Genomic DNA, 24104 nt, shown 5'->3' on the forward strand with positions numbered 1-24104 from the left:
GGGCTTCCACCGCACGGGACCGTCGTCAGCCCTGCCGACGAAGAGCTGATCCACTTCGAAACGTCGCTCCGGCACCACCCGGACGATCTTTCCGGAGGCGCCCCAGCCGGACAGCCGTAGTCCGCTCCCGCCGAGGCCGAGCCACCCTCGGATCAACGGGCACCGGACTGGTGCCCGAACTCAGGATCTGGCGCCGATCTTGTGGCGTTTCCGGCTCCACCGATGATCACGGGCAGCACCTCGACCCATCGCCCGATCATGCCGGCTGCCCCACCCCACCGGACGCAACAGCCCTTCTGATCACCCACTATGCGATACGCGCGCTCATGGCCGAGGCCGCGGGGCGGAGTCGATCCGGACCAACTCTCCTTCTTAACGAATCCTGAACGTCGTCCGCCGCCAGGTCACCGGCCAGGCGGTTTTTCCCCACGTCCGTTGTCCACCGGAAACGGGATCATTCGGACCCGATTGCGGCCGCCGTCTTTGGCCCGGTACAGCGCGACATCGGCGAATTCGGCGAACGCCGCCATGTCGTCGTCGGGAGTTGGGATGGCCGCGGTTACGCCGATGCTCACGGTGATGATGCGCTCTACCACCAGAGGGTGTGGCTCGGCCAGTTCCTCGACGGCGGAGCAGAGGCGTCGGGCCAGCCTAGCGGCGGTGTCCGAGTCGGTGTCGGGCATCACGACGGTGAACTCTTCCCCCCCATAACGGGCGGTCAGAAAGGTGTCACCGACATTCTCGGCCAGGCATGCGGCGACCCGCTGGAGGCATCGGTCACCTGCGGTGTGTCCGAAGTGGTCGTTGTAGAGTTTGAAGTGGTCGATGTCGACCATCGCCAGCGCGATGGGTGCCGCGTGTTCCTGGGCCCGGCGCCATTCGACGTCCAGGGTCTCTTCGAGGCGTCGCCGGTTGGCCAGCCCTGTCAGCGGATCGGTGACCGAGAGTTGTTCCAGCTGGTGGTTCGCGGCGGCGAGTCGTTCGTTGGTAGCGGCGAGCTGCCCGGTTCGTTCGGTAACCTTGCGTTCCAGCGACGCGTAGACCATGGCGTTGTCGAGCGAGACCGCGAGCTGTCCGGCGATGAGCATGATTCCTTCGAGGCGTTCGGTGGAGAACGCGCCACGGATCAGTCGGTTCTCTAATAGCAGCATCGCCTGCAGATGGCCCCGGATCATGATGGGTATGGCGAGCAGTGAACAGCGGTCGAAGTCGAGGAGGTAGGGGTCGCGGCGGAACCGGTCGTCGCGGGTGGCGTTGGCGACGACCACAGGTTCGTGGGTGCGCTCGGCATATCGGATGACCGAGGCGGGCAACAGACGCCGCCGGCTGGCCTCCCGGAGCGGGACGGTGCCACCGACACCGGTCGGCACCAACCACCCGTCTTGTTCCTGCCTACGCAACAGCAGGTGGACGCCGGTGGCACCGGTCATCTCCGACAGGATCCCCACGCCCCTTGCCCGGAGGCCCTCGATGCTGGTCTCCGAGCTGAGTGCCTGGGATGCCGCGACGACGCCGAGCAGATCGACGGTGCCGGTCGCGACGGTCGAGCGTCGCGCGGATGGCGCCGCCGGTGGATGAACGACCGGTTCGCAGGCAGGTTCGGTTCGTAGCGTCGGGTGGGCCCAGTCGAGTTGGCTGACCTTCGCGGTCGCGCCCCAGTCCAGGTACTGGCGCCGGGCGGCTGCCAGGAGCGTGTGGCCGGCTTCATCCATGCCATGGGCCAGGTAGAAGCGTGCAGCGCGTTCCAGGATCAGTGCCCGGTGCCACGGGCGCGCCCGTACGGAAGCCTCTCTCTGCGCCACGTCAAACGTGTACGCCGCCTCGCGGAAGTCTCCGACAGCCCATGCCCGCTCCGCCTCCATCATGCGTAACAGGTGCAGGAAGTTGGCCGGCGCGTCGGCCGCACGTGCGGCCAGCCACTCGACCAGTTCGTCGAGCTCGGCGAGCTCTGTGTCACACCGATCCGCTCCTGCCGCACGAATCTGCGCCGCCATGCCCAGGGCAAGCAGCACCCGCGCCACCGCCATCGCATAGTTCGCTCCGACCATTGGCCTAAAGGGCATCACCGCTGCCGCATGCCGGGTCAGATCGACCGGATGACCGAGAACGGCTGCGGCGAGCGCCCGGGTCACATGCAGGTTGGCGACGGCGAACGGGTCCGCGGCCAGCATGCTCAGCTCGGCCGCCTCATCGGCCGCCGATTCGACGGACTCGCCTCGCATCACTCGTACCAGTCGGCGAAATATCCGAAATATCGTCTCGGCATGTCCATTGCCGGTGCGGGCTGCGGACGCCAGTGCCTCGTCGACCTCAGCGGCGAAGACATCAAGAGACGGCGCGCAGTCCAACAGGTCGTACAACAGTGCGTAGTGGGCCCAGCATGCGTTCTGGAGATCACCGCTCAGGACAAGTCCCTCCAGCGCGCGACGGCCCTCAGACAGATTGTCCTCGAGGGGCGCGAACCAGTGGCCGGTAGTGATCACATACACGAACTGCGCCTGCCACACGTCAGGCTCATAGCCGAGCGCCTGACCGACCGCCAGGATCCGCCGCAGGATGCGGTGCCCGGTGCGGTAGTCGCCCCTGCGGACGATGGTCACGATCGCGATGTGGCCGGCCGGGCCGAGCAGAGCGCGATCCGGGCCGTGCCATGCCCAGACCTCCAGCGTCTTGATGGTCAGCCAGGCCATCATCGCCTGGTCACAGAAGAAGGCCGCGGGCATGAGCCGGTTGACGAGCTTGATGGTGCTGAGCCGGGACTGGTCCGTGATGCCCGGTCGGTGCAGGTCGTCGGACTCGCTGGTCGTGTCGATCCATCGGTAGAGCGCGTCGAGTCCGCGGTCGATCTCCGCATCGAGATCGTTCTCGTCCGGGACGGATATGCCGAGGTGCCGCAGCTGGTCGAGGCCGAGCCGCATCGCCTCGCCACCGCGTCCCCGGTTGGTGAGACTGCTGACCTGCACCACTGTGGCGGCCGTGAGTTGAACCGGGTGGGTGCACAACCGGCCGATGGTCTGGTACGTGTCATCCGCCTCCTCCAGCCTGCCGAGGCTGTACAAGGCGGCGTGCCGGTCGGTATGGACTGCGATCAACTGGTCGGTGTCAGTCGGATCGATGACCTCGACCGCCGCGGTCAGGAGCCGCTCGACCAGTGAGTAATTGCTCAGCAGTTTCGCTTCCTCAGCGGCTTGCCGGAAGAGTCCGGCCACCCGCTTCCGTTCCTCGGTGCCATGCACAGCATCAGCTACGGGCAGGTACTGCTCCGCCGCCACGGCGAAGAACTCGGGCCGCTCGACCAGGCGCCGTGCCAGACGCAACCGCCTCGCGCCCTGGTCCTGCGCGGCGCGACCGCCCAGCACGGACTCCCGCGTCCGATCGTGGTGAAACCGCACGCTCTGCCGGCCGTCGGACTCCAGTACCAGTAGGCCGTCGCCGAACGCGGGGGCGAGCCGCCGCTCGACCTCGTCCGCCGGCAGCCCAGTTGCGGCAACTAGGAGGTCCAGCTCCACCTGGCCCGCCAGGCAGGCCATCACCGCGAGCACCTCCGCGGTGGCTGGCGGCAGCGCGGCCACCCGCGCGGCCAGCAGCTCGGTCACATCCACCCGGTCGAGCCGGCGGCGCAGCGCCTCCCAGTCCCATCGCCACCCACCCCCGCCGAGGGTCAGTACCCTGTCGTGACGCAGCGCGTTGAGTAGCTCCACGATGTCGTATGGATTTCCCCGGGCGGATGGCGCAATCATCTGTGCCAGCTCGGTGGCGGGCGGCGGGGACAGGTGCAGCAGGTCAGCCACCAAGGCCGCCTGCCCCGCTGGCGGCAGGCTACCCAACCGCAGGTGATGGGGCCCGACCACCTGGTGACGCCAGCGGGCGAGCATCGGCGTCAGTGGATGAGCGGCGTCGATCTCACTTTCCCGGTACGCGCCGACCAGCAGCAGTCCCGCGATCTGCTCCTCACCGGCGAACACCAGGTCGACGAAGCCCAGCGGCGTCCGCCCGGCCCACTGCAGGTCGTCGACGAAGAACACCACCGGTCGCTCCCGGGAGGAAACGGCACGTAGTGTCTCGACTGCTATACGTGACGCTCGTACCTGTGCGGTCATCGGATCGCCTGGCTCTGGGCGAACCTTCAGCAGCACCGCCAGTTCCGGCACGGTGGCGGCAGCCAGGCCTGCGTTGGGTCCCAACGCCCGCAACATCCGGTCCCGCACCTCGGCCAGGTAGTCGTCCGGCTCGGCCAGCAGCAGCCGACCCAGCGCACGCAGCGCCTGCCGGACCCCGTCATACTCCTGGTCACGGCGATACTGGTCGAATTTGCCGGCCACGAACCAGCCGTCGACGCCGGCCGCTATCGGCCGCAGCTCACTGACCAGGGATGTCTTACCCACGCCCGGTGCGCCGCCGACGAGGACCCCGTGAGAGCGTCCGGTCACGGCCTCGGCGAACGCCGCGTCCAGCTCGTCGACCTCCCGGTCGCGCCCGGACAGCCGGGATGGCGTCAGCGGACGCGTCAGAAAATCATGCTCGCCAGGATGCACCGCCGCCGCACCGCGTCGTACCAGGGTGAGATCGTGCACCAACCCGTCGGCGCTCTGGTAGCGGTCGTCGGGTTCTTTCTCCAGCAGGTGCGTGATGATGTTCGACAGCCCGGCCGGTACCGACGGATTCACCGCCACAGGCGAGAGTGGGATCCGAGCGAGATGGTCATGAATGATCCGAACTGGGTTGTCCGTGCCGAACGGCGGCGCGCCGGTAGCCAGCTCGTACAGGGTGGCCCCGAGCGCGTACAGGTCGGCTCGCTGGTCGACCGGGCGACCGGTCCGCCCGGTCTGCTCCGGCGCCAGGTACGGCACCGTCCCGACAGTTGCCCCGTGGTACATGAACTCCGGCCGGACCGACGAAAGAGCTGTGGCAAGCGCGAAGTCGATCAGGCAGGGAACTCCCAAGTCCTTGCTCACCACGATGTTCGCCGGGCAGATGTCCCGGTGTACCACACCCCGGTGATGCATCCCAGCGACGGCCCGCGCCAGCGATTCGGCGAGATCGACCAGCTCGGCCGGATCCAGTGGAGTCGTCCACTCGGACAGCGCCATGCCATCGACATCGACCAGCAGGATCGATCCCGCGCACTCCACGGCCCCAGCAGCGAGGTGCGCGACCCCCTGGACTCCCGACAGCCGTCCGAGGATCTCGACCTCATGCCGCAACCGCCGCTGCGCGTCTGGTCCCAGCGGTTCCTTTCGGATCACACATCCAGTCGGAAACACCAGCCGAGTGATCCGGGTCTGCTCCGTCATATGAAGCAGCTCCGGTCGCACCACCGTCACCGGCAAATCCCGGCTCGGGGTCACCCGCTGGGAGACCATCTGGACACCCCCACACCGTGCCGCGGACAGCTTATCTCCCCAGCCTGCCCGCGTCAGAGCGGAAGCAACGAGGGCCCGGACCGCTGACGACCAGACCCTCACCACCCAGGTCACCGCCGTCCATGCGGCATCCCGGGGCACCTACGGCGCGCCCACGCGTGCGCGCCGACCTGGCCGCCGCCGGGGTGCGGACCAGCCGTAAACGCGTCGCCCGGCTGATGGGACAGGCGGGCGATGCAAGGGGTTCACCGCCCCGACGGATCAGCCTCACCCGCCGAGACCGTGCCGCCTGCCTCCCACCAGACCTGGTCGGACGCGGCTTCCCGGAGTGTCCGATCGCCGGCTCTGGCTCACTTTCGGTGGTGACTGGGCGTTAGCCGAGCAGGATGCGGTGGCGCAGCAGGGGGAATCCTGCTCGGCCGTGCATCTGCCGCATGATCCGTTTGGTCTTGGTGTTCACGTCTTCGGTTCCGCTGTTGTGGTGGGGCAGGGTGAAAGCGGCGTTGACCGCTGCGCGGTCGAGGTCGAGACCGCGGGTGAAGGCGTGCAGGTGGGGCAGGTCAGCGGCGCGGGCAGTGGTGATCCATTCTTCGAGTCGGTGGGCTCGGTGGGCGTTGCCGTCGGCTGGTGAGAGGAGGTCGGCGAAGCCGCGGACGAGACCGGCGAGGTCGATCATTTCCGGGCAGGCGGCGGTGAGTTCGTCGAGCCGGTCGCGTTGGCTGTCGGTGAGCGTGTCGGGTCGGGTGAGCAGGAGCCGGGTGACACACCGTGGCGAGACCGCAGGCCGGTCGGCATCGACGTGCCCCTGGTTGATGTAGCGGACGAACAGGTTGAAGCTTTCCGAATATCCCTGCTCCTTCCGTGCGGTGTGTCGATGGTGGCCGCGTATGTGCGGGCCATCTTCGACACCGACGAGCGGTGTTTGTTGGCCAGGGTCTTGAGCAGTGAGGTCTCTATGAACCGGAGCAGCCGGTAAAGACGGTGAACGTTTCCGGCCAGGACGATGCCCCGCCACTCTGCCCCGTAGGTGTTGACGATGGTGCAGCTGTTCAACACAGCGGACCTGTCCGACGTCTCGTTGATTTGGCAGGCCAAAGAAGCGAGTTGGGACGCACACTGCTCGATTGATGTCCAGCTGCTGTGCGGCGCCGGCCTTGCCGAGACCAAGGCTTATCTCGCGGCGCAGCAAACTGCGACCTCGTCCGCTGCGCTGCACTACCTGCTCCAGTGCGAAGCGGCCGGCGAGTTCGACGATTTTTCTGCCGACGCCCAGTCGGGCTGGTACTCCGACTATTACCTGGACTGACCGTCCGCCCAGCACCGCCTGGGTCATCCCCCACTGCCGTCCCCCGACGTCCATGATTCTGGCCGTACCAATCCGTCTGGTATCCGCGTCTCGTCGTTGCCCCGCGCCTCATCCAGCTGGCTCTGCGACAATCCCACAACGCGAGCGAGGTCCGCTCCGTTCAGCCAGGCACCCAAAAGGTCCACTCCATTGAGCCATGCCCCATCAAGATCCGCTCCAATCAACCGGGCACCGATGAGGTTTGCCCTTTCCAACCAGGCGTTGACGAGTTTCGCCCCTTCCAGTCGGGCGCCGGTGAGATTTGCACCGTCCAGCCAGGTGCGGGTGAGGTTGGCACCATCTAGTCGGGCTCCGGTAAGGTCCGTGCCAACCAGGCGAGCGTCGGTCACATTAGCGCCGCCAAGCTGCGCTCGGGTGAGGTTGGCATGCTGCAACCAGGCTCGAGTGAGGTCCGCCCCTCCCAGCCGGGCCCGAGTGAGATCAGCCCGATCCAGCCGGGCGTCGGTCAAGACTGCGCCGTCAAGATGTGCTCGGGTGAGGTTAGCTCCACTTAGCCAGGCATTGGTCAAATTTGCGCCAGCAAGCTGGGCGCCGGTGAGATCTGCGCCCGTCAGCTGAACGTCAGCCAGGTCTGCCGCACCCAGATGAAGGCCTGTCAGGTCAGCGGGGGGCGCTCCGGGCCGGACAGGGAGCCGCCCCAGGACCGCGAACGCGGCATGCATATCCGTCCGCAGTCGGACGCGGCCCTCGTCGTCACCACCCGCTCCGACCGGAGGATGTCTCCAACGTCGTCCGGGAGGTGGCCGTTGCTCGAGCACCGAAGCGGGCTGGGTGTGCTCGCGCAGGAATGCCGAGAGCACCTCCACGACGATACGATGGTCAGCCGCGCTATCCCGAGCGATCCGTTCCAGCGCGTAGATCCCACCAAGGCGGCTATCGATGTCATCCGCGCTGAGAAGACCAATCGCGGTCGCGTACAGCTCACGGACATGAGTGTTCGCGTTCGCCCGCCGCACTTCGGCGTTGGCATGCCGGGTCTCGTCCAAGGCAATCAGCCCACCGGCTACGGCGGTCAGAGCGGCGGCAGCAGTCAGTAGCCCGGCCTGCAACGCAGCGCGAGCCTCCCCCACCTCGGCGTAGGTACCCGGGTACATCCGGTCTGGCAGATGCCAGATCCCCACCACGGCACACACCGCCCCGATGGCCGCAACCCCGGCCACGATCCACAGCCAGCGGCGCCCGGTGCGCCGGCGGGCTACTACGCTGTCGGCCATAGGTAGATTTGTACGCCGCAGCGGCAAGCCGTAGCCGTCGAGTATCCGGCTGTTGATGTAACAGCCGTGGCGGGTAGTGATGAGTCAGTTCGCCGGTCCAGGGGATCAATGCTCTGTCACCTGGGTCGAGGCCGATGGCCTGGCCAGTACATGATCGGGTGATATCCCGCCGCCGCCTTGAATCTCCGGCCTTGGTGCCGAAGTCCGCGGAGTTCCGGTTCCCGCCGGAGGTGATCGTCATGGAGGTCTGCTGGTACCAGGTTCACTCTGCCGGAGGAGGACACCAGGAGCTGCGCTCTGAGCGCTTCCGCGAGGTCGATCACGTGACTATCTGACTGGCGGTGCGGCCCTTCGTGCCCCGGTTCATCAACAAGGCCCGCATCAGACTCTTACGGATACCGCTACCTGGCCGTTGACCGGCGCGGCCAGGCCATCGACGTCCTCGCCGGTGAACGTCGCAACAGGCAGCCACTCGCTGGCTTCTCCTCCGAGCACTGCCACATCGCCGCCGGCGGGCCGCGATCACCACCGGGCCCGTCCAGACCGTCACCGTCGGGCATGTCATGGTCAAGAAGATTCGCCGCGGTCGCTATCCACTCGCCGTCAACGCCAGACCGACACGGAGGGCGATGGGCGCGTTCAGCGCGCTCACTGCCGCGGTCTGACCGCCGATCACCGGGTTGCGAAGATAGGGGCCGCAGCTCTGTCACCTCACCGGGAGTCAGTGGGTGTTCTGTAAGTTTTCGTCGGGTCTCAGCTTGGGTTGATCTCTGGGGTGGGTCGCGGCAGGACGAACAGGCCGGGATCGGGTTCGGAGAGCACGCCGCGGTCGACGAGGCGTTTCAGCTTCGCGCGCATGCTCTCGACATGGCGGGGTTCGGTGCCGGTGCCCAGGGCCCGGCAGGCCTCCTTGGCGCGTAGCCCGTTCCCGTCGTGTGCGAACAGGGCCACGACCTCGCGGTAGCCCGGCGGCATCTCGACCGGTGCGGCGTTGTCCTCGGTGGACAGTTCCAGCAGCGTCTCGCGGGTGATGTCGAGGCGCTGCGGGTCGCGTTCGGCGGCGACGAGCTGCTCGGTGAGCGCGGCAATCTCGGCCTGTAGCCGTTCCATGGTCCGCCCGGCTCGGATCCGCCGGGCTTCGATCTGTTCCAACAGGTCCTTCATCACCACTCCCGCCTCTCGCGCCGGCCCATCGCGGTCAGGTCGGTGGGTCGCGCCACTCGGAGGGCTTGTCCCCCCGGCGCGGGTGCCGCCCGACCTGGGGGTATTCGCCGGTCGCGCGGATGAGCTGGCCGTGCTCGCGGGGCTGGCCGTCCGGCTGACCGACGGCGGCCGGACCAGCCCAGTGGTGATCGCGACGGACGACCTGGTTGACGCGGGCACGTCGACCCTTGCGGTCCACTTCGTATGCCTTGTCGTCGGCGACGTCGCCGACGGACAGCCCTACTTTGACCTGCGCGATGAGAGCATCGAGGCGGGCGACGGAGCGCTACGGAGTCACGCCTGACCGGCCCCGCGCCGCAGGGCCGGTCAGAGCGTGGAGGCCGGCTTGGGCTGCAGGTGCACCGGGCGGGCGGTGGCCGCAGGCTGCGGTCTCGGCTCAGGCGCCGGCCGCGGGGCAGGCACGGTTGCTGGTTGCGCGTGAGCACGCCCTTGACACAGGCCCGGATCGGTGGGCCCGACGTGACAACCGATCCCGCCGATGTAGGACGTACTCGACTGCATGACGCCACACCACGTCGGCGGGGCCGCGCCCCCCGTCCGCTGGGCGGTCAGCTGCTTTGCCGTACTGGCCGGCGATCAGGGGTTCCGCGATGTTCAATGCCAGCGTTACCATGCCCGCGAAGATGAGTAGCCTCCGTGCCGAGCGCCGCACCTCTACCGGCCCGCCGTTCACAGCGAGTTGCCTGCCGGCTGCCGAGCAGAACTGTTGACCGGACTACCGGGCAGACGATCAGCGTGTCGTAGGCGGCGGGTGACGGCCGGTCGGTAGATGTCACGCAGTTCCCAGTGAGAGGACTGCGCGTGGATGTCCGATAATTGTTATCGTGTGATTGATTTGATCGATCTGCCGGAGTGGGGTCGGGTGGTCCCCGGTCTGGGCGCCTAGCGTCATGATCGAGTGGTATGACGGCGGGCTGCCGGTCCGCCGGCTCCGGTCTCGGAATTCGCCGGGTTCCGGTTCCCACCTAAGGTGATCGTGCTGGCGGATGTGCACCAGAGCCGTTTTCTGGACAGACCCCGACGTAGAGGAGCCGGCCACTGTTGCTCAAGCAGTGAACAGCGAGGCGGGAACGACAGAGACGGTAATTCGGGGAGATGGCGATGTGGGCTCCGATGACTCTTCGCTGCCACTACACCTCGATATGTGAGCCCATAATGACAGTACGGTCGCGTGGGAGGCCGAAGTGTTCGGCGGCGTCAGCGGTGATGTATGAGGTCGCGATGAAAAGGCGTTTGCGCCAGCGTGCCATGATCGGCGCCTTCCCGCTTCGAAGCTCGATTTTAGACAGGAAGTAGGACGCCTGGTCCAGGTTCAGCTGCCGTCCTTCGACGATGGCCGGGTCGATCGTTCTGAGGGCGCCGAGCACATTTGGCGTCTCCATGTAGCCGAACCGTGCGGTGATGTGGCTGATGCCGTCGTCGGTATAGCCCAGATCGTCCACGGCGATCCGATCGTTCGCCGGCACGCGCGGCACCGGCAGGGTCTCCACCGACACGATCAGGACCAGGTCGTGGCGCACGTGGTTGTGCTCGACGTTCGCCCGCAGTGCCAGCGGCGCGGTCCGCTTGCCGCGGTTGAGGAACACGGCCGTGCCCGGCACCCGGTCCGTGGACGGCACGTTCACGCGTAGCTGCTCGACAAAATCGTGCAACGACCCCTCACTCTGTTCCCGCTGCGCGGTGACGATCTTTCGGCCCCGCTGCCAGGTGGTCATGACGGTGAACGCCGTCAGCGCGATGAGCAGCGGAAGCCATGCGCCGTGGACGAGTTTGGTCAGGTTGGCCGCGAGAAACAGCAGGTCGACCACCAGCAGCACGCTCGCGCCCAGGCCGAGCAGCCACCGCGGCGTGTGCCACCTCCGCCGGGCGATGTAGAAGAACAACAGGGTGGTGATGGTGATCGTCCCCGTCACCGCCATGCCGAACGCGAACGCCAGGGCCGCCGAGCTACGGAACGCGAAGACGAGCGTGAGCACCGAGACCATCAGCAGCCAGTTGATCCACGGGACGTAGATCTGCCCGATCATGGACTCCGAGGTGTGGGCGACCCGCAGCCGAGGCAGGTAGCCGAGCTCGGCGGCCTGCGACGCGACCGAGTACGCCCCGGTGATCACGGCCTGGGAGGCGATCACAGTCGCGGCGGTAGCCAGCAGGACGAGCGGCAGCCGTGCCCAGCCGGGGGCGAGCAGGAAGAACGGGCCGCTGATGGTGTCCGGGTCGCCGAGGATCAGCGCCCCCTGGCCGAGGTAGCTGAGCACGCACGCCGGGAACACCAGGAGCAGCCAGGCCCGGCTGATCGCCGGTCGGCCGAAGTGTCCCATGTCGGCGTACAGCGCCTCAGCTCCGGTGACGGCGAGCACGACCGCCGCCAGGGCGAAGAACGCGGTGCCGAAATGGTTGGCCAGGAAACTTGCGGCGTAGGTCGGCGACAACGCTTCAAGGATGGCAGGGTGCCCGACGATGCCGACCACACCTAGCGCGCCGATGGTCACGAACCACACGATCATCAGGGGTCCGAACACCCCGCCGACCGTGGCGGTACCGAACCGCTGCACGAGAAACAGCAGCACGATGATCACCGCGGTGGCCGGCACGACCAGCTCCTCGAGCGACGGCTCCACGATCTTGATGCCCTCGACCGCGGACAGCACGGAGATCGCCGGCGTGATCATGCTGTCGCCGAAGAAAAGCGCCGCCCCGAAGATGCCTAGCCCTGCCAGTACCGCGGCGGTCCGGCCACCCTGTCCTGTTCCCAACCGGCGCAGCAGGGTGATCAGCGCCATGATGCCGCCCTCGCCGTCGTTGTCGGCGCGCATGGCCAGCAGAACATAGGTGATCGTGACGATGATCGTGACGGACCAGAACACCAGGGACACCACGCCGAACACGTTGTCCGTGCTGACCGGGACGGGATGTGGGTCGCTCGGGTTGAACACCGTCTGAAGGGTGTAGATCGGGCTGGTCCCGATGTCCCCGAACACCACACCGAGCGCGCCAACGACCAGCGCCAGCCGGGCCGCGTCGCGCCCCTGCGCGTGATGGGTCCCCGACGGCGTCGGCCCGGGCTCCGGCGTCGTCAGCTGCTGCTCCGTCACGACCGTCCTTCCTGGGCGCTGGCCGCGGCGCGTTGGAAGCCGGGCACCGCGCCCAGACGGTACCGCCCGTCAGCGCGTGCCTCCCGGACCGAGGGCGTCACACCCGCTGCGTCCAGTTCCGCGGGCCACCCCGTATCCGGACTGAGTCGACGGCCGGTCGGATCGTGAGGAAGGAGATCGACACCACTCGAAAACGATCTACTACTCATCGTGACATGCGCGAGTGTCGCTGCGGCTGTTGAGGACATTGCCGGGTCACCATCAGGCCGTGCGCCAGCCTCGAAGACGAGGCGACGCGCGGAACGGCCGCCTCGCCCGACGGGTGGAGGCGGCACGCGGTGCTGAGCATTCGCGGGCGGCGCGGCGAGGCACCGAGACAGGAGAGGCTGAATGGGCGCGTTCGGACCGGGGCGTCGGACCTCGACACGGAGGCGAGCATGACAGGACGCACCGCTCGCGGGCGTGGCGCCGCCGGACCGCTCGCGGCGGTCACGCTGGCCGTGTCCGCACTCGTTGTCGCGCCCGGAACCGCGCGGGCAGCCACGCTCTTCGCCCCTCCGATCACCTACGTCGTCGGATCAGGTCCCGCCGACGTGGCGGTGGGCGACCTGACCGGGGACGGCAATGACAGCCTCGCCGTCGCGAACACCGGCGACGGAACCGTGTCGGTCCTACTCGGCAACGGCGACGGCACCTTCCAACCGGCGCTCCCCTACCTCGCCGGGCCCGGCCCGTCCGGGGTGCGGATCGGCGACCTGATAGGAGCCTGATCGCAGCAGGGTCTCATCGCAGTCCTGTCCGCCCGCCCGACCAGCGGGATGTGACCGGTGATCTGTGAAGGAGATCAGCCAGCCGATGCCCAGCATGATGCTTTCCCGTGACGATGTCATCGTCGGCGTCGACACTCACAAAGATCAGCATGTTGCCGTGCTACTCGACGGTCTCGGAGGCCGTCTCGCGGACCTGGTGATCCCGGCGACCCCGCCCGGCTTCGAGATGCTGCTCGCATTCTGCCTGGCCCGGGTGCATTCTCCTGGGCGGCTTGTTGCCTTTGGGGTCGAGGGAACCGGCTCCTACGGTCTGGGACTGGCGCGTTTTCTGCGCCGGCATGGCCACGACGTCCGGGAAGTCAGCCGTCCACCACGGAAAGGTGAGCGACGTCAGGCGGGCAAGACCGACACAATCGACGCCGAGCATGCCGCGCGCCAGGTCGTCGCCGGCGTGCTGACCGCGACGCCGAAGACGGCCGATGGGTCGGTCGAGGCGCTTCGTCTGATCAAGGTTGCCCGGGACACTGCGGTGAAGGCCCAGTCAGCAGCCATGATCACGTTGAAGGCGACGTTGGTGACCGCCGACGACGAGCTCCGGGGCGCGCTCGAACCTCTCACAGATCACCGCCTGATCGAAGCCTGCGCGGCGCTCGAGTGCGTGGGGGCGCCGACGACACCCGCGAAGGCGATGAGGCACGTGCTGGCGTCGCTGGCGCGGCGGTGGCTGAGTCTGCACGAAGAAGTCAAGTCACTGAGCTGGCATCTCAAACATCAGACAAAAACCGCCGCGCCACGGCTTGTCGAAGCAGTCGGTATCGGCCCTGACACGGCGGCTGAAATGCTGATCGCCGCCGGGGACAACACCGACCGGATCCGCTCGGAATCGGCGTTCGCGAAGCTCTGCGGCGTGAGTCCGATCCCGGCGTCCTCCGGGAAGACGCACCGTCACAGGCTCAACCGAGGTGGGAACCGGCAGGCCAACGCCGCGCTCTACCGTACCGTCATCGTGCGCATGCGATGGCATCAACCTACCATCGATTACGTCGAGCGGCGCACCGCAGAAGGACTTACGAAGCGTGAGATCATCCGCTGCCTGAAACGATACGTCGCGCGGGAACTCTATCGCCTTCTACCGCCATCGAACGTGGTCGAGTACAGCCGCGCCGCGGCTTCTGATCCGTCGCCTCAGGCCGCTTGAAATCTATAGGAGCATCAACTCCGCAGCGGAATCGTTCTTCGGCACCCTGAAGAACGAACTCGTCTACCGGGAGGCCTATCCGACCTTGTGGGGCTCCAGAACCCGGATTCGAGCGGTGACCTGCGTGTTTGCCTGCGGGGCGGAGCCCGTGTCGGGCAGGCTGGATGGTCATGGTGTGGTCGCTGCTCTACGCCCTGACACGCAACACTCTCGGCCAGCCCGGCGAGTAGTATCCGGCGCCGACCGATCACGTCGGTCAACCGCCCGCCGAGCAGCATCAGCCCGCCGAAGAGCAGCACATAGATACTCATCACCCACTGCAGGCCGGTCGCCGACAGTCCGAGCGAGTCCTGCAGCTCGGGCATCATGACATTGACGACCGTGGCGTCCAGCCCGACCATGAACTGTGCCGCGGAGACCACCAGCAGTATCCACCATCGACGGCTGTCTCTCGAGGCCTGCTCCGGCGTGTTCACGGGCTCCTGGTCCGGCACCTGCGCCGCGCCCTGACCCTCGATACTCACATCATTCTCCTCGTGCCACCCGGCCGTCAGACCGCCGTGGCGACCCGCTCGTACATTCCGCGCAGGCTGAGCTCCTCGAGCAGCCGGCCGATGGGAATGCGCCGGCCGGTCTCCTTTTCCAGCGCCGAGACCAGCCGCAGCACGTGCATGGAGTCCCAGCTCACCACCTGGTCAAGGTCGGATTCGAGGTCGCCGCCCGCCAGCGGGAGAGCGAACTCGTCCCGGATGATGCGAATGAAGTCATCCTGAGTGATCACGACTGTGGCCTTTCGAGGTCGACGGTGAGCTGGAGGTGTTCCGGGACGGCGGGGATGTCGGCGAGGTCGTGCCGGAAGCTCGTTTCCTCGTCGCCCGCCACCAGCACGGCAAATCCCATGGATGGATAGAAGTCGCGGACTTTCTTGTTCTTCGCGGTCGGCCGGTAGCTCGCGAAGGCGGCCGGCAGGCCTAGGGACCGAGCGTGCTCCAGAACGGCGGTGATCGTGACCTGCTCGATGCCACGGGCGAAGACTCGGCAGCTCAGCAGCATGTTCTCGATGTGCAGACCGTCGGGACCGATCCGGGCGAACAGCGCGCCGACGACCCCGTTGTCGCCGAAACGGTCGGCGGAGCGGACCGAGAGGACGAGGTGCTCGGAGCTGTCGGTCCGGGCCGCGACATCGGCCGGCTGCAACCGCCGGGTGGTGAGATTGAACTGGTTGGTACGCATGGTGAGCTGGGCGATCCGGGCCACCTCGTGCTCCCGGATCCGGGTGACGGTGACCGCCACGCCGAGCTGGGCCAGGTACTCCTCGGTCGAGGACGCGCTGTCCAGCAGGCTCTGGCGGCCGGCGTCGGCACGGTACTGGCCGGCCCGGGCGCGGTCCTCCGTAGTGAGCTCGAGCGTGTCGAACCAACCATCGGCCAGCAGCCGCTCGATGTGCAGGGCGGGTTCCTCATCGAGACGTACGACCGCCACACCCGGCAGGCTGGAGGCGATCAGGCCGCACTCGAACGGGGAATCGTCGACGAAGACGAAGCTGTCGACGCCGAGGTTGAGCGCCTTCGCGATGTCCCGCAGGTTCCCGTCCTTGGGATTCCAGTTCGCGTTCACCCGGACGAAGTCGCTCTCCCGCAGCTGCATGTCCGGGTGCTCACGAAGCACCTGCAGCAGGAGATCCTGGTCGTTCTTGCTGCTGACGGCGAGCAAGACCCCCTGCGATCCGATTTGGGCGACCACCCGCTGGAAGTTCCCGAAGGCCTCGCCACGGAAGGTGGTGGCGGCGGCGATACCGTCCGGCCCGTCATCACCGAGAATGCCGTCCCAAAGGGTGTTGTCCGCGTCGACGACCAGAACCTTCTTGGCCTTCCCGCGCACGGCCCGCCCCAGGTGTGCGACCTCGCGCGCGTACCGGGCCAGCAGCTCCTCGCCGAGATGGGCCTTGGCGTACGAGGCCATCCGGGTCTCGTTGACCGGCCCGCCGGCGGCGATCAGCGGATCGAGATCAATGACGACGACCCGCCGATGTTTCTCGGCCAGCCGGAGCAGGCCGGCGTTGAACTCCCGCCACGCCACCCCGAGGACGGCCCGCGAACGATGGTCGACGAGCTGGTGGGTGTGCAGGCGCTGCAGTGGGACCGTGTTGAGCACCAGCGTTCCCCGACCGTGCTCCACGTACTGGTCGGCCAGCCGTTCCAGCTGCGCGAGCTTCCCCGCCGCGGCCGCCTCCAGATGCTCCACCAGCCACGGCGCGGGGAGCTCGTCGAAGATCACCTGTGCGTCCAGGACGCACAACGCCAGCGTCACGTCGGGCGCGTACAGGGGGCTGTCGGTCTCCCGCAGGTCCCGCAGATAGGCGTCGAAATCGCTCATCCGCGGGCGGAGTAGCACGCCGTGCCGGGCGAATTCGGCGGTCAGCGGGGCAAGCAGATTGCCAATCGTCGAATGTCCGGTGATCGCGACCGCGACCACCTCGACAGCGCCGCCTGCTTCCAGGACCTCGTCCGGGTCGAGACGGGTCAGTATCTGTCCGGCCCGGACGAGATCGGTCGCGCCGTTCTCCTGGGTGGCGATCTCCGCCAGCAGGCCCGCCACCACCCCGTACTCGCCGGTCAGGCCGCCCGCGGCGTGCAGCGAACGCAACCTGTCAAGCGGTGGGAGCGCGGCGGGCCCGGGGGCCACGTCAACACCCCCACCCGCAACAGCGATCTTCTCCCCGATCGTCACCACGGATGTCTCCTCACCTACGTCACCGGCTCGCGGCCATGCCTACGGCAGCGACCCTCCATATCCCGCGACGCCGAAGCATGGAAGGGTCAGCTAAAGAACCGCTTGTCTCCGCTGAAACCGCAGCCGGTGGATCTTTCAGTCGACGGTCGGCCAGGACCGCACCCGACGGATCGTCAGCCGGCGGTCAGCCAGGACCATGCCCGGCAGATCGTCAGCGGCGCGGTAGATCGTCAGCCGACGCGGTGGTCGCGGTCGCGGCGCCACAGCCTGTGGGGTGTCAGAAGTCGGCCTGGGCCCATGAGCTGGGGTGATGCGATGGTGCGGCAGCCGGCATGATGGTCAGCTATGTCCGTGCGCCTGCTGTACCTGATCTTCGTGCGGGTCTGTGGCTGACTGGTCCTCCTCGGCCGTTCGTCGACATCCAAGGACATCGAGCTGCTCGTGCTGCGGCATGAGGTCGCGGTGCTGCGCCGTACCCAGCCCAAGCCCCGGTGGGACTGGGCGGACCGGGCGGTGCTCGCCGCACTGATCCGACTCCTACCCAGGGCACTGCGAGCGCACCGGCTGGTCACCCCGGCACCGTCCTACGGTGGCACCGCCGTCTAATCACACGGAAATGGACCCACCCGCAGCGGACCGGACGGCCACTGGTCGGTAAGGAGATCGCGACCCTCATCGAGCGGCTCGCGACCGAGAACACGATGTGGGGATACCAGCGGATCCAGGGCGAGCTCCTCAAGCTCGGCCAACAAGGTCAGCGCCTCCACGATCCGCCGGGTCCTGACGTCCCTGGGGCTGCCCCCGGCACCGAAACGGCAGACCGACACGACGTGGCGGCAGTTCCTGCGCACCCAGGCATCGACGATGCTGGCAGTGGACTTTTTCCACGTGGATTGCGCGGTGACGCTGCGGCGTCTGTACTGCTTCTTCGTCATAGAGGTCGGCTCCCGCTCCGTCCACATCCTCGGGGTCACCGCCCACCCGGACGGGCTGTGGACCACCCAACAGATCCGCAACCTCCTCATGGACCTCGGCGACCGGGCTGCCGACTTCCAGTTCCTGATCCGCGACCGGGCCGGCCAGTTCACCGCGTCGTTCGACGCGGTCCTCGCCGACGCCGGCATCACCGCCGTCACGATCCCACCCCGGGCTCCGCGGGCGAACGCCTACGCGGAACGGTTCGTCCACACGGTCCGGACCGAGGTCACCGACCGCATGCTGATCTTCAGTGAACGGCACCTGCGCACCGTCCTGGCCGAGTACGCCGCCCACTACAACGGACGACGGCCCCACCGCGGCCGCGACCTTCAACCGCCCCGGCCCGACCACCCCGTCGCCGACCTGAGCCAGGAACGGATCAGGCGCCAGCCCGTCCTCGGCGGCCTGATCAACGAATACGAACGAGCAGCCTAAAATCCCAGGTCAACGCCGGTGGCCGAGTTCTGGCACCCCACATGCTCCGCGGCCTGCCGGTCGGCGGGGAAATTGTCCTTACCACCCAGGTAGTAGTCGTACATGCGCGCCGTGTGCGCAACGTCCACTTTGAGATCGACCTGGCTGACGCGTTCCGTCACAGACGTAAACCACGGCCTCGCGCTGGACGCTCCAGCCTCGGCGTCGGTCACCGCGCACACCCCCCACGTTCCGGCGTAATCGTCTGGAATCGCCTTAACGGGCAGCCGGACCTTTCCCCCGCAGGACCACCGCAGACAGCCTGCGGCTCGTCGGGAGCCGCCACGCGGCGCGTCGTCGCCCATCACCGCTGCCAGCTAAAACGCGCTACGCGACCATCCCACCCACCCCGACGGCACCCGCCGCATCGCCCAATGCCGCCGGCAAACGGCAGCCGCGGCATCGCCAGCCCGCTCTTCCGCGCCTGCGCCGACAACGGTGACCAGTTACGCCGCCGGCAAGTGGGACGGGCGCTGCCCGGTTCATGAGGGTTGTACCTGCAGGATTGTGCGGCGGATTTCCTCGATGGTCTGGTCGAGGGCGTCGATGGCCGCGGTGAGTCGTGCGCCGATCATGTCGCCGGCGGCGCGGGCTAGGGACTGCAGGTGCAGGCCGATGGCGAACAGCCGTTGGAGGACCAGGTCATGGAGGTCGCGGGCGATGCGGTCGCGGTCCTCGAAGACCGCCAGGCGGGCACGTTCCTGGTGTGCCTGGGCTAGTTCGAGGGCGAGCGCGGCGTCGGCGGCGAAGCCCTCGACCAGTTCGATGTCGCGCGCCGGAAGGCGAGCCGTGCTGCTCCGGTGGGCGAGGAGAAGGATCGCCGCCTGATGCCCGGCGATTCGTAGCGGCACGGCCAGCGCCGCGGCGAGGGGCAGCGTCGGCGCGTGGACGACCCGGTTCCCCCGCAGCTGTAGGCCGTCCAGGACAACGGCGTGGCCTGCGTTGAGCACGCCGGCTCCTGGCGCGGCGCGGAGAGTGACGGTCAGCCCTGGTAGGGCGTCGGCGTCGGCGGGAAGGTCGGGGGCTACGGAGGCGGCGGTCACGACCAGGGTGCCGTGCTCGTCGGGCACGGCGACCAGGGACAGGTCCGCGGCGGCCATCCGCCGGCCCATCCGCGCGACGCGACCGAGAGCCTCGCATGGATCCGGGGCGGCCAGCACGCTGGTCGTGATCTCGGTGCTCGCCGCCAGCCAGGCCCGGCTCCGTTCCGCCTGCTCGTAGAGCCGGCGCAGCTCGCGCTCGGCGCGGCGCAGGTCGGTGATGTCGGTGAAGACGAGCGCGAGCATCTCCTCACCGCCCCGTACGTATGGGATCACTGTGACCCGCATCGACCGGCCGGTACCGCGCTCCCCCACGAGGTCGAGATCACCGACCTGGGCGTGGTGGGTACGCAGCGCAGCCGCGATCATGCCCCACTCGCCACCCAGCGAGCGCTGCCGCGGCCCGGCCGCCGGCGAGAGCCGTTCGGCCAGCTGGGCAAGACGATCCCCCACACGCTGGGGCACACGAGCGATCTGGTCCAGGACCGGTGAACCACGCCACAGCCGCAGGTCGGCGTCATACACCGCCACCCCAACCGGCAGCTCGCCGGCGGGTACCCCTGCGGACACCAACTCCAGCAGCGCGGCGTGTTCCCCGACGGTCTGCGCGTCACGGCGGGCGGCGGTGACGTCCAGGATCGTCCCGGTGTTGCCGACCACCACGCCCGCCGCGTCCCGCAGGACGGTCGCCCTGATCTGGACCCGCCGGTAGCTGCCGTCCCGGGTGCGGTAGCGGGTCTCGTGGTGACAGTGATCGGCACCCCCCGCGACGACACCCATGAACAACGCGACCGTGGCCTCCACCTCGTCCGGGTGAACATAGTCCAGGAACTGGGCACCCAGGCTGGCCACGACATCGAAGCCGGTCAGGGTCGTCCACGCCCGGTTCAGATACGTCCAACAACCCTCCGCGTCGGTCCGGAACACCACCTCGCCCAACGAGTCCAGCAGATCCCCGGCATCGCAACAGCCGGCCGTATCCCCACCGTGGCCCGCCCCGGTCCGGCACGGACCCTGGCGCCGCGTGGCCCCCCTCGAAGCAGACGTCATCGACGGCCCCCCTTCCCTCGCGACAGCGGATCCTCCACCTGCCGTAGCGGGCCGGCACGACCCTAGGGGCGTCTCTGGCCGATGGAACCGGCCGAGCAGCGACCGACGGCCGTACCTGGAGAATCCGACACAACCTCAGGCCCTTCGTGTCACACAGCGACACGTCCCAGCACCGACAGCCCTCTGACCTGCCCCTTCCGGCCATCACCGGGCTGTGCACCTGCAGAGATCACATCTATGCGGCACATGCAGCCGCCGTCCACAGATGCAGTACGGCGGACCACAGGCGGCCACAACCAGCCGGATGCGGTGGACCTGCGTGGTTTAGCCTGTGACTGTGCCGACAACCCGCCGCCTGCATGCCTGCGTGGTGGGGGCGATGGTTGTCGTCCTTGCCGGGTTGCTCGGTGTGGGCGGCATGGGCCGGCTGGATCTGTGGGCGGAAGGGTCCGCCCGAGCCGTTCCGGCGACGGCGTCGATCGTGTCCAAGGCTGTCCGCGGCGAGGTCGACTCCGCGTCGCTGGGCCGCGGCTCGCACTGGGCGGGGTGGCATCCCCGCGTCAGCCCCGACGATCTCGGTCTTGCTGCCGGGCCTGCCCCGTTCATCCTTCCGGGATTCTTCCTGGGATCGCGGGATACGCGGTCACCTCGGTGGTCGCCCGGCCCGGTCGGCGCATCGGGCGCACGCGGGCCACCGGGCTCGGCGAACTGAAAGTAGCGAGGCCGCTCGCGCGTCAGGCTGCCGCATCCACGGCTTGATCGTCGGCGCTCCCATGCGCACCGCCGCGTCAGGACTCGATTCCTCGACGCTGCGGCCTTTTCAGACTGCCCTGCCTGTCACGGGCATCAGAACGTGAACTCCACGGTGAGACACGGGTTCCCCGTGTGATCCCACCCTGTGTGCGCGTTCCTCGGCCGGCGGCTCCCGACCCCGAGAACGAGGTAGATGGATCATGAAGGTTGACGAGACAGCGCTTCCCGGCATCGGGCTGCGCCACGACTTCTCCACCCGGGCCGGGCGGCGGGTCGGTGTCGTCTCCCACCACAGCGGGCGCCGCGTGCTCGTCGTCTACGACGAACACGATCCCGACACATGCGTCGAGTCGATCCCCCTGACCGTCGAGGAGAGTGACGTGTTGTCCGAACTGCTCGGGGCGCCGCACATCGTCGGAAAGCTCGCTGATCTGAGCCAGGCCTTCGCCGGGCTGGTCGGCGAACAAATCACGATCCTCCCGGGGTCGCCGTACGCGGGGCGTCTACTCGGGGACACCCAGGCCCGGACCCGCACTGGTGCGTCGATCGTGGCTGTGGTCCGCGACCAGCAGGTACTCGCCTCCCCCCGGCCCGACTTCCGGTTCCAGGCCGAGGACGTGGTCGTCGTCGTCGGGACTCCGGAGAACACCGTGGCCGTCGGTGAACTCCTGCGTTCCGGCTGACCGGCCGGCGACCCTATGCACAACTCAACCTCGATCTTCCTCGAACTCGGCGTGGTCCTGTTCTCCCTCGGCGTGCTCGGGCATGCCGCGACCCGGTTCGGTATCTCACCGATCCCCTTCTACCTGCTCGGCGGCCTCGCGTTCGGACACGGAGGGCTGCTCCCCCTCGGGGCAAGCGAGGAGTTCATCGAGGTCGGCGCCGAGATCGGTGTCGTTCTCCTCCTCCTCACCCTCGGCCTGGAATACACCGCCGACGAGCTGCTCTCCGGCCTGCGCCGCAACGCCCCAGCCGGCGGCCTCGACCTGGCCCTCAACGCCGCCCCCGGAGTCGCCGCGGCGTTCCTGCTCGGCTGGGGCTGGCGCGCCGCGGTCGTGCTCGGCGGCGTCACCGCGATCTCCTCATCGGGAATCATCGCCAAAGTCCTCGGCGACCTCGGCCGGCTCGGGAACCGCGAAACCCCCGTCGTGCTCTCCGTGCTCGTCATCGAGGACCTGGCAATGGCGATCTACCTACCCATCCTCACCGCGCTCCTCGCGGGCCAGACCGTCGCACGGGGGTCGCTGTCCCTCGCACTCGCGCTCGCTGCCATGGTCACGGTCCTGTTCCTGGCCCTGAAACACAGCGCCAAGGTCACCCGGCTCGTGTTCAACCCCACCTCCGACCGCAACGACGAGATCATCCTGCTCCGTGCCCTCGGCCTCGCGCTCCTCGTCGCCGGCGTCGCGCAGCAGCTGCAGATCTCAGCCGCGGTCGGCGCGTTCCTCGTGGGCATCGCCCTGTCCGGTCCCATCGCCGAAGGCGCCCGAGAGGTCCTGGCTCCACTGCGGGACCTGTTCGCCGCGGTGTTCTTCGTGTTCTTCGGACTCCAGACCGACCCCGAACAGATCCCCCCCGCGCTGCTCACCGCGCTCCTCCTCGCCATCGCAGGTGTGCTCACGAAGACCGCGACAGGCTGGTGGGCGGCGCGCAGAGCCGGGATCGGCACCATGGGCCGGTTCCGCGCGGGCACAGCCCTCATCGCCCGCGGCGAGTTCTCCATCGTCATCGCCGGCCTCGCAGTCGCCGCCGACGTCGAACCACAGCTGGGACCCCTCGCCGCCAGCTACGTCCTACTCATGGCCGTCATCGGACCCGTCGCAGCCCGCCTCAGCGAACCCGCCACCCGAGCAGTGATCAAACGGCGCCGACCCACACCAGCGCACAGCCTGCCGCCCCAGCCAGAGCACCGGGACCGGCCCACACCACCCGCACCACCAGCCCCGACACGCTCCCGACCCCACCACACCCAGCCAGAAACTCCACAGAACACGGCCGCGACGCCGTGACACCAACGAGCCAAAGCGGGTACGACGCCTACCGATGACGGCGAGTGGCTACGAAGCCGAGAACGAGCACCAAATGCCGGTCAGTCTGGGCACCGCTCCTCGGCGTGGGTGTAGATGAGTTCGAGCACCAGGCGCCGAGCGGCACATCCCCTCGGCCGAGACCACCTCGACACGTAAGCCTCGGAAGGTCTTCCGTCTACGACCTGTGGGGTGCCAGAACTCGGCCACCGGCGTTTACCTGGTCTTTTAGGCGGCTCGTTCGTATTCGTTGACCACTCGACCGGCCTCGGGCCAGCCACCTCGCAAGACTCGACTTCAGCCTCGCCGCGTAGCCGAATTGGGCAACAGAGTCCCACAGGTGCGGCCGGGTCCAGCGGCGGCGGACCAGGTGGCGGTGCCAGCGCAGGATCGTTTCCGGGCGGACCAGCAGGATCGGCCGGGACGCCCGCGGGAGCAGCCGGGCCAGCCCGGCCAGGATGGCGCGGTCCGCCCAGCAGAACCGGGGTCGGGGCACCTGGCGGCGTAGCACGGCGAGTTCGTGGCGGAGCACGAGGATCTCGGCGTCTTTCGCCACCGAACCGCGGGCCACCAGCCCCAGCCAGCCGACCAGTCGACAGAAGACGAGGTAGATCAGCCGAACCGCCATGGCCAGGATCATCCACGCGGTGATGTCCCGGTCAAGAGCACGTGTAGCCGGTAGGGGTATAGGTGTCCGATCGCCTCCGGGGAAGGCCTATCGATCATCGGGTGAGACAGAAGCCCTGGTCAGGTCCTGCGGACGAGTTTCGGGCGCCCACAGGCCACCGCTCCCCTCGCTCTGACCCACTTGCGCGCGCT

17 protein-coding genes and 4 pseudogenes are annotated in these 24104 nt (G+C 68.0%); 9 read left to right on the forward strand and 12 right to left on the reverse strand.

The window, feature by feature from the left end:
- Positions 1 to 404: 404 nt before the first annotated feature.
- Entirely contained in the window at positions 405 to 5363 is a 4959-nt protein-coding gene (locus tag FRANEAN1_RS22610) for a diguanylate cyclase (protein ID WP_049795732.1), read from the reverse strand.
- Between the two features lie 97 nt (positions 5364 to 5460).
- Between FRANEAN1_RS22610 and FRANEAN1_RS43955 the strand changes: the two are divergent.
- Positions 5461 to 5584 (forward strand): annotated as a pseudogene (locus tag FRANEAN1_RS43955) (IS3 family transposase); the annotation flags it as partial.
- 152 nt (positions 5585 to 5736) lie between these two features.
- On the opposite strand, the pseudogene FRANEAN1_RS39445 reads toward FRANEAN1_RS43955, so the two are convergent.
- Together FRANEAN1_RS39445 and FRANEAN1_RS43960 are read right to left on the reverse strand one after the other, a co-directional pair.
- Positions 5737 to 6213: pseudogene (locus FRANEAN1_RS39445) on the reverse strand (transposase); the annotation flags it as partial.
- A gap of 8 nt (positions 6214 to 6221) precedes the next feature.
- A pseudogene (locus tag FRANEAN1_RS43960) lies at positions 6222 to 6404 on the reverse strand (group II intron reverse transcriptase/maturase); the annotation flags it as partial.
- Here FRANEAN1_RS43960 and FRANEAN1_RS43965 point away from each other — a divergent pair.
- Positions 6400 to 6669: a hypothetical protein gene (locus FRANEAN1_RS43965; RefSeq protein ID WP_157472758.1), complete on the forward strand. Its 270-nt coding sequence runs from the start codon at positions 6400 to 6402 to the stop codon at positions 6667 to 6669. The pseudogene FRANEAN1_RS43960 and the gene FRANEAN1_RS43965 overlap by 5 nt on opposite strands.
- Positions 6670 to 6692: 23 nt before the next feature.
- Here the strand turns inward: FRANEAN1_RS43965 and FRANEAN1_RS39450 are convergent, their stop codons facing one another.
- Both FRANEAN1_RS39450 and FRANEAN1_RS22630 read right to left on the reverse strand, forming a co-directional pair.
- A complete protein-coding gene (locus FRANEAN1_RS39450; protein ID WP_020462134.1) occupies positions 6693 to 7943 on the reverse strand; it encodes a pentapeptide repeat-containing protein in 1251 nt (416 codons plus the stop codon).
- A gap of 753 nt (positions 7944 to 8696) precedes the next feature.
- Positions 8697 to 9095, reverse strand: coding sequence for a hypothetical protein (locus tag FRANEAN1_RS22630; RefSeq protein ID WP_347176718.1), 399 nt, complete (start codon positions 9093 to 9095; stop codon positions 8697 to 8699).
- 142 nt (positions 9096 to 9237) lie between these two features.
- Between FRANEAN1_RS22630 and FRANEAN1_RS22635 the strand changes: the two genes are divergently transcribed.
- Positions 9238 to 9450 carry a hypothetical protein gene (locus FRANEAN1_RS22635; RefSeq protein ID WP_157472759.1) on the forward strand — a complete coding sequence of 71 codons (213 nt, stop codon included), beginning with the start codon at positions 9238 to 9240 and terminating at the stop codon, positions 9448 to 9450.
- An 847-nt stretch (positions 9451 to 10297) separates the two neighbouring features.
- Here FRANEAN1_RS22635 and FRANEAN1_RS22640 read toward each other — a convergent pair.
- Positions 10298 to 12178 carry a potassium transporter Kup gene (locus FRANEAN1_RS22640; RefSeq protein WP_347177249.1) on the reverse strand — a complete coding sequence of 627 codons (1881 nt, stop codon included), beginning with the start codon at positions 12176 to 12178 and terminating at the stop codon, positions 10298 to 10300.
- 521 nt (positions 12179 to 12699) lie between these two features.
- Between FRANEAN1_RS22640 and FRANEAN1_RS22645 the strand changes: the two genes are divergently transcribed.
- Positions 12700 to 13032, forward strand: coding sequence for a VCBS repeat-containing protein (locus FRANEAN1_RS22645; protein WP_020462138.1), 333 nt, complete (start codon positions 12700 to 12702; stop codon positions 13030 to 13032).
- 85 nt (positions 13033 to 13117) lie between these two features.
- Positions 13118 to 14230 carry an IS110 family transposase gene (locus FRANEAN1_RS22650; protein ID WP_020462139.1) on the forward strand — a complete coding sequence of 371 codons (1113 nt, stop codon included), beginning with the start codon at positions 13118 to 13120 and terminating at the stop codon, positions 14228 to 14230.
- Between the two features lie 14 nt (positions 14231 to 14244).
- On the opposite strand, the gene FRANEAN1_RS39460 is transcribed toward FRANEAN1_RS22650, so the two are convergent.
- The 3 genes from FRANEAN1_RS39460 to FRANEAN1_RS22660 form a co-directional block, all read right to left on the reverse strand.
- Entirely contained in the window at positions 14245 to 14631 is a 387-nt protein-coding gene (locus tag FRANEAN1_RS39460) for an MFS transporter (RefSeq protein ID WP_083788549.1), read from the reverse strand.
- 149 nt (positions 14632 to 14780) lie between these two features.
- Positions 14781 to 15011: a phosphopantetheine-binding protein gene (locus FRANEAN1_RS22655; RefSeq protein WP_041254617.1), complete on the reverse strand. Its 231-nt coding sequence runs from the start codon at positions 15009 to 15011 to the stop codon at positions 14781 to 14783.
- Entirely contained in the window at positions 15008 to 16963 is a 1956-nt protein-coding gene (locus FRANEAN1_RS22660) for an HAD-IIIC family phosphatase (protein ID WP_198145352.1), read from the reverse strand. Before FRANEAN1_RS22660 ends, FRANEAN1_RS22655 begins: the two co-directional genes overlap by 4 nt.
- A gap of 393 nt (positions 16964 to 17356) precedes the next feature.
- Here FRANEAN1_RS22660 and FRANEAN1_RS39465 point away from each other — a divergent pair.
- Positions 17357 to 18376: pseudogene (locus FRANEAN1_RS39465) on the forward strand (integrase core domain-containing protein).
- Here FRANEAN1_RS39465 and FRANEAN1_RS43970 read toward each other — a convergent pair.
- Together FRANEAN1_RS43970 and FRANEAN1_RS22675 are read right to left on the reverse strand one after the other, a co-directional pair.
- On the reverse strand, positions 18373 to 18588 hold the full coding sequence (locus FRANEAN1_RS43970; protein ID WP_020462144.1) for an SAM-dependent methyltransferase: 216 nt from the start codon (positions 18586 to 18588) through the stop codon (positions 18373 to 18375). The pseudogene FRANEAN1_RS39465 and the gene FRANEAN1_RS43970 overlap by 4 nt on opposite strands.
- A 309-nt stretch (positions 18589 to 18897) precedes the next feature.
- The gene (locus FRANEAN1_RS22675; RefSeq protein ID WP_157472760.1) at positions 18898 to 20394 is read right to left on the reverse strand and encodes a PAS domain-containing protein; all 1497 of its coding nucleotides are present in this window, start codon (positions 20392 to 20394) and stop codon (positions 18898 to 18900) included.
- A gap of 442 nt (positions 20395 to 20836) precedes the next feature.
- Here FRANEAN1_RS22675 and FRANEAN1_RS41450 point away from each other — a divergent pair, with 442 nt between their 5' ends.
- The 3 genes from FRANEAN1_RS41450 to FRANEAN1_RS22685 all read left to right on the forward strand — a co-directional run bounded on the left by FRANEAN1_RS41450 (position 20837) and on the right by FRANEAN1_RS22685 (position 23267).
- Positions 20837 to 21217 (forward strand): hypothetical protein, encoded by a 381-nt coding sequence (locus tag FRANEAN1_RS41450; RefSeq protein WP_157472761.1) that lies wholly within the window; start codon positions 20837 to 20839, stop codon positions 21215 to 21217.
- 241 nt (positions 21218 to 21458) lie between these two features.
- A complete protein-coding gene (locus tag FRANEAN1_RS22680) occupies positions 21459 to 21941 on the forward strand; it encodes a cation:proton antiporter regulatory subunit (RefSeq protein WP_020462146.1) in 483 nt (160 codons plus the stop codon).
- 15 nt (positions 21942 to 21956) lie between these two features.
- Positions 21957 to 23267, forward strand: a complete 1311-nt coding sequence (locus FRANEAN1_RS22685) for a cation:proton antiporter (protein ID WP_020462147.1) — start codon at positions 21957 to 21959, stop codon at positions 23265 to 23267.
- Positions 23268 to 23463: 196 nt separating this feature from the next.
- Here FRANEAN1_RS22685 and FRANEAN1_RS22690 read toward each other — a convergent pair whose 3' ends face one another.
- Positions 23464 to 23913, reverse strand: a complete 450-nt coding sequence (locus tag FRANEAN1_RS22690; RefSeq protein WP_157472762.1) for a hypothetical protein — start codon at positions 23911 to 23913, stop codon at positions 23464 to 23466.
- Positions 23914 to 24104 lie beyond the last annotated feature (191 nt).

Source organism: Parafrankia sp. EAN1pec (assembly GCF_000018005.1).
Lineage (GTDB): Bacteria > Actinomycetota > Actinomycetes > Frankiales > Frankiaceae > Parafrankia > Parafrankia soli.

Coding starts and splice junctions, on each gene's coding strand:
- FRANEAN1_RS22610 (WP_049795732.1), bottom strand. CDS start 5,363: ATGGTCTCCCAGCGGGTGACCCCGAGCCGGGATTTGCCGGTGACGGTG.
- FRANEAN1_RS43965 (WP_157472758.1), top strand. CDS start 6,400: ATGGTGCAGCTGTTCAACACAGCGGACCTGTCCGACGTCTCGTTGATT.
- FRANEAN1_RS39450 (WP_020462134.1), bottom strand. CDS start 7,943: ATGGCCGACAGCGTAGTAGCCCGCCGGCGCACCGGGCGCCGCTGGCTG.
- FRANEAN1_RS22645 (WP_020462138.1), top strand. CDS start 12,700: ATGACAGGACGCACCGCTCGCGGGCGTGGCGCCGCCGGACCGCTCGCG.
- FRANEAN1_RS22650 (WP_020462139.1), top strand. CDS start 13,118: ATGCCCAGCATGATGCTTTCCCGTGACGATGTCATCGTCGGCGTCGAC.
- FRANEAN1_RS39460 (WP_083788549.1), bottom strand. CDS start 14,631: ATGGTCGGGCTGGACGCCACGGTCGTCAATGTCATGATGCCCGAGCTG.
- FRANEAN1_RS22680 (WP_020462146.1), top strand. CDS start 21,459: ATGAAGGTTGACGAGACAGCGCTTCCCGGCATCGGGCTGCGCCACGAC.
- FRANEAN1_RS22685 (WP_020462147.1), top strand. CDS start 21,957: ATGCACAACTCAACCTCGATCTTCCTCGAACTCGGCGTGGTCCTGTTC.
- FRANEAN1_RS22690 (WP_157472762.1), bottom strand. CDS start 23,913: ATGGCGGTTCGGCTGATCTACCTCGTCTTCTGTCGACTGGTCGGCTGG.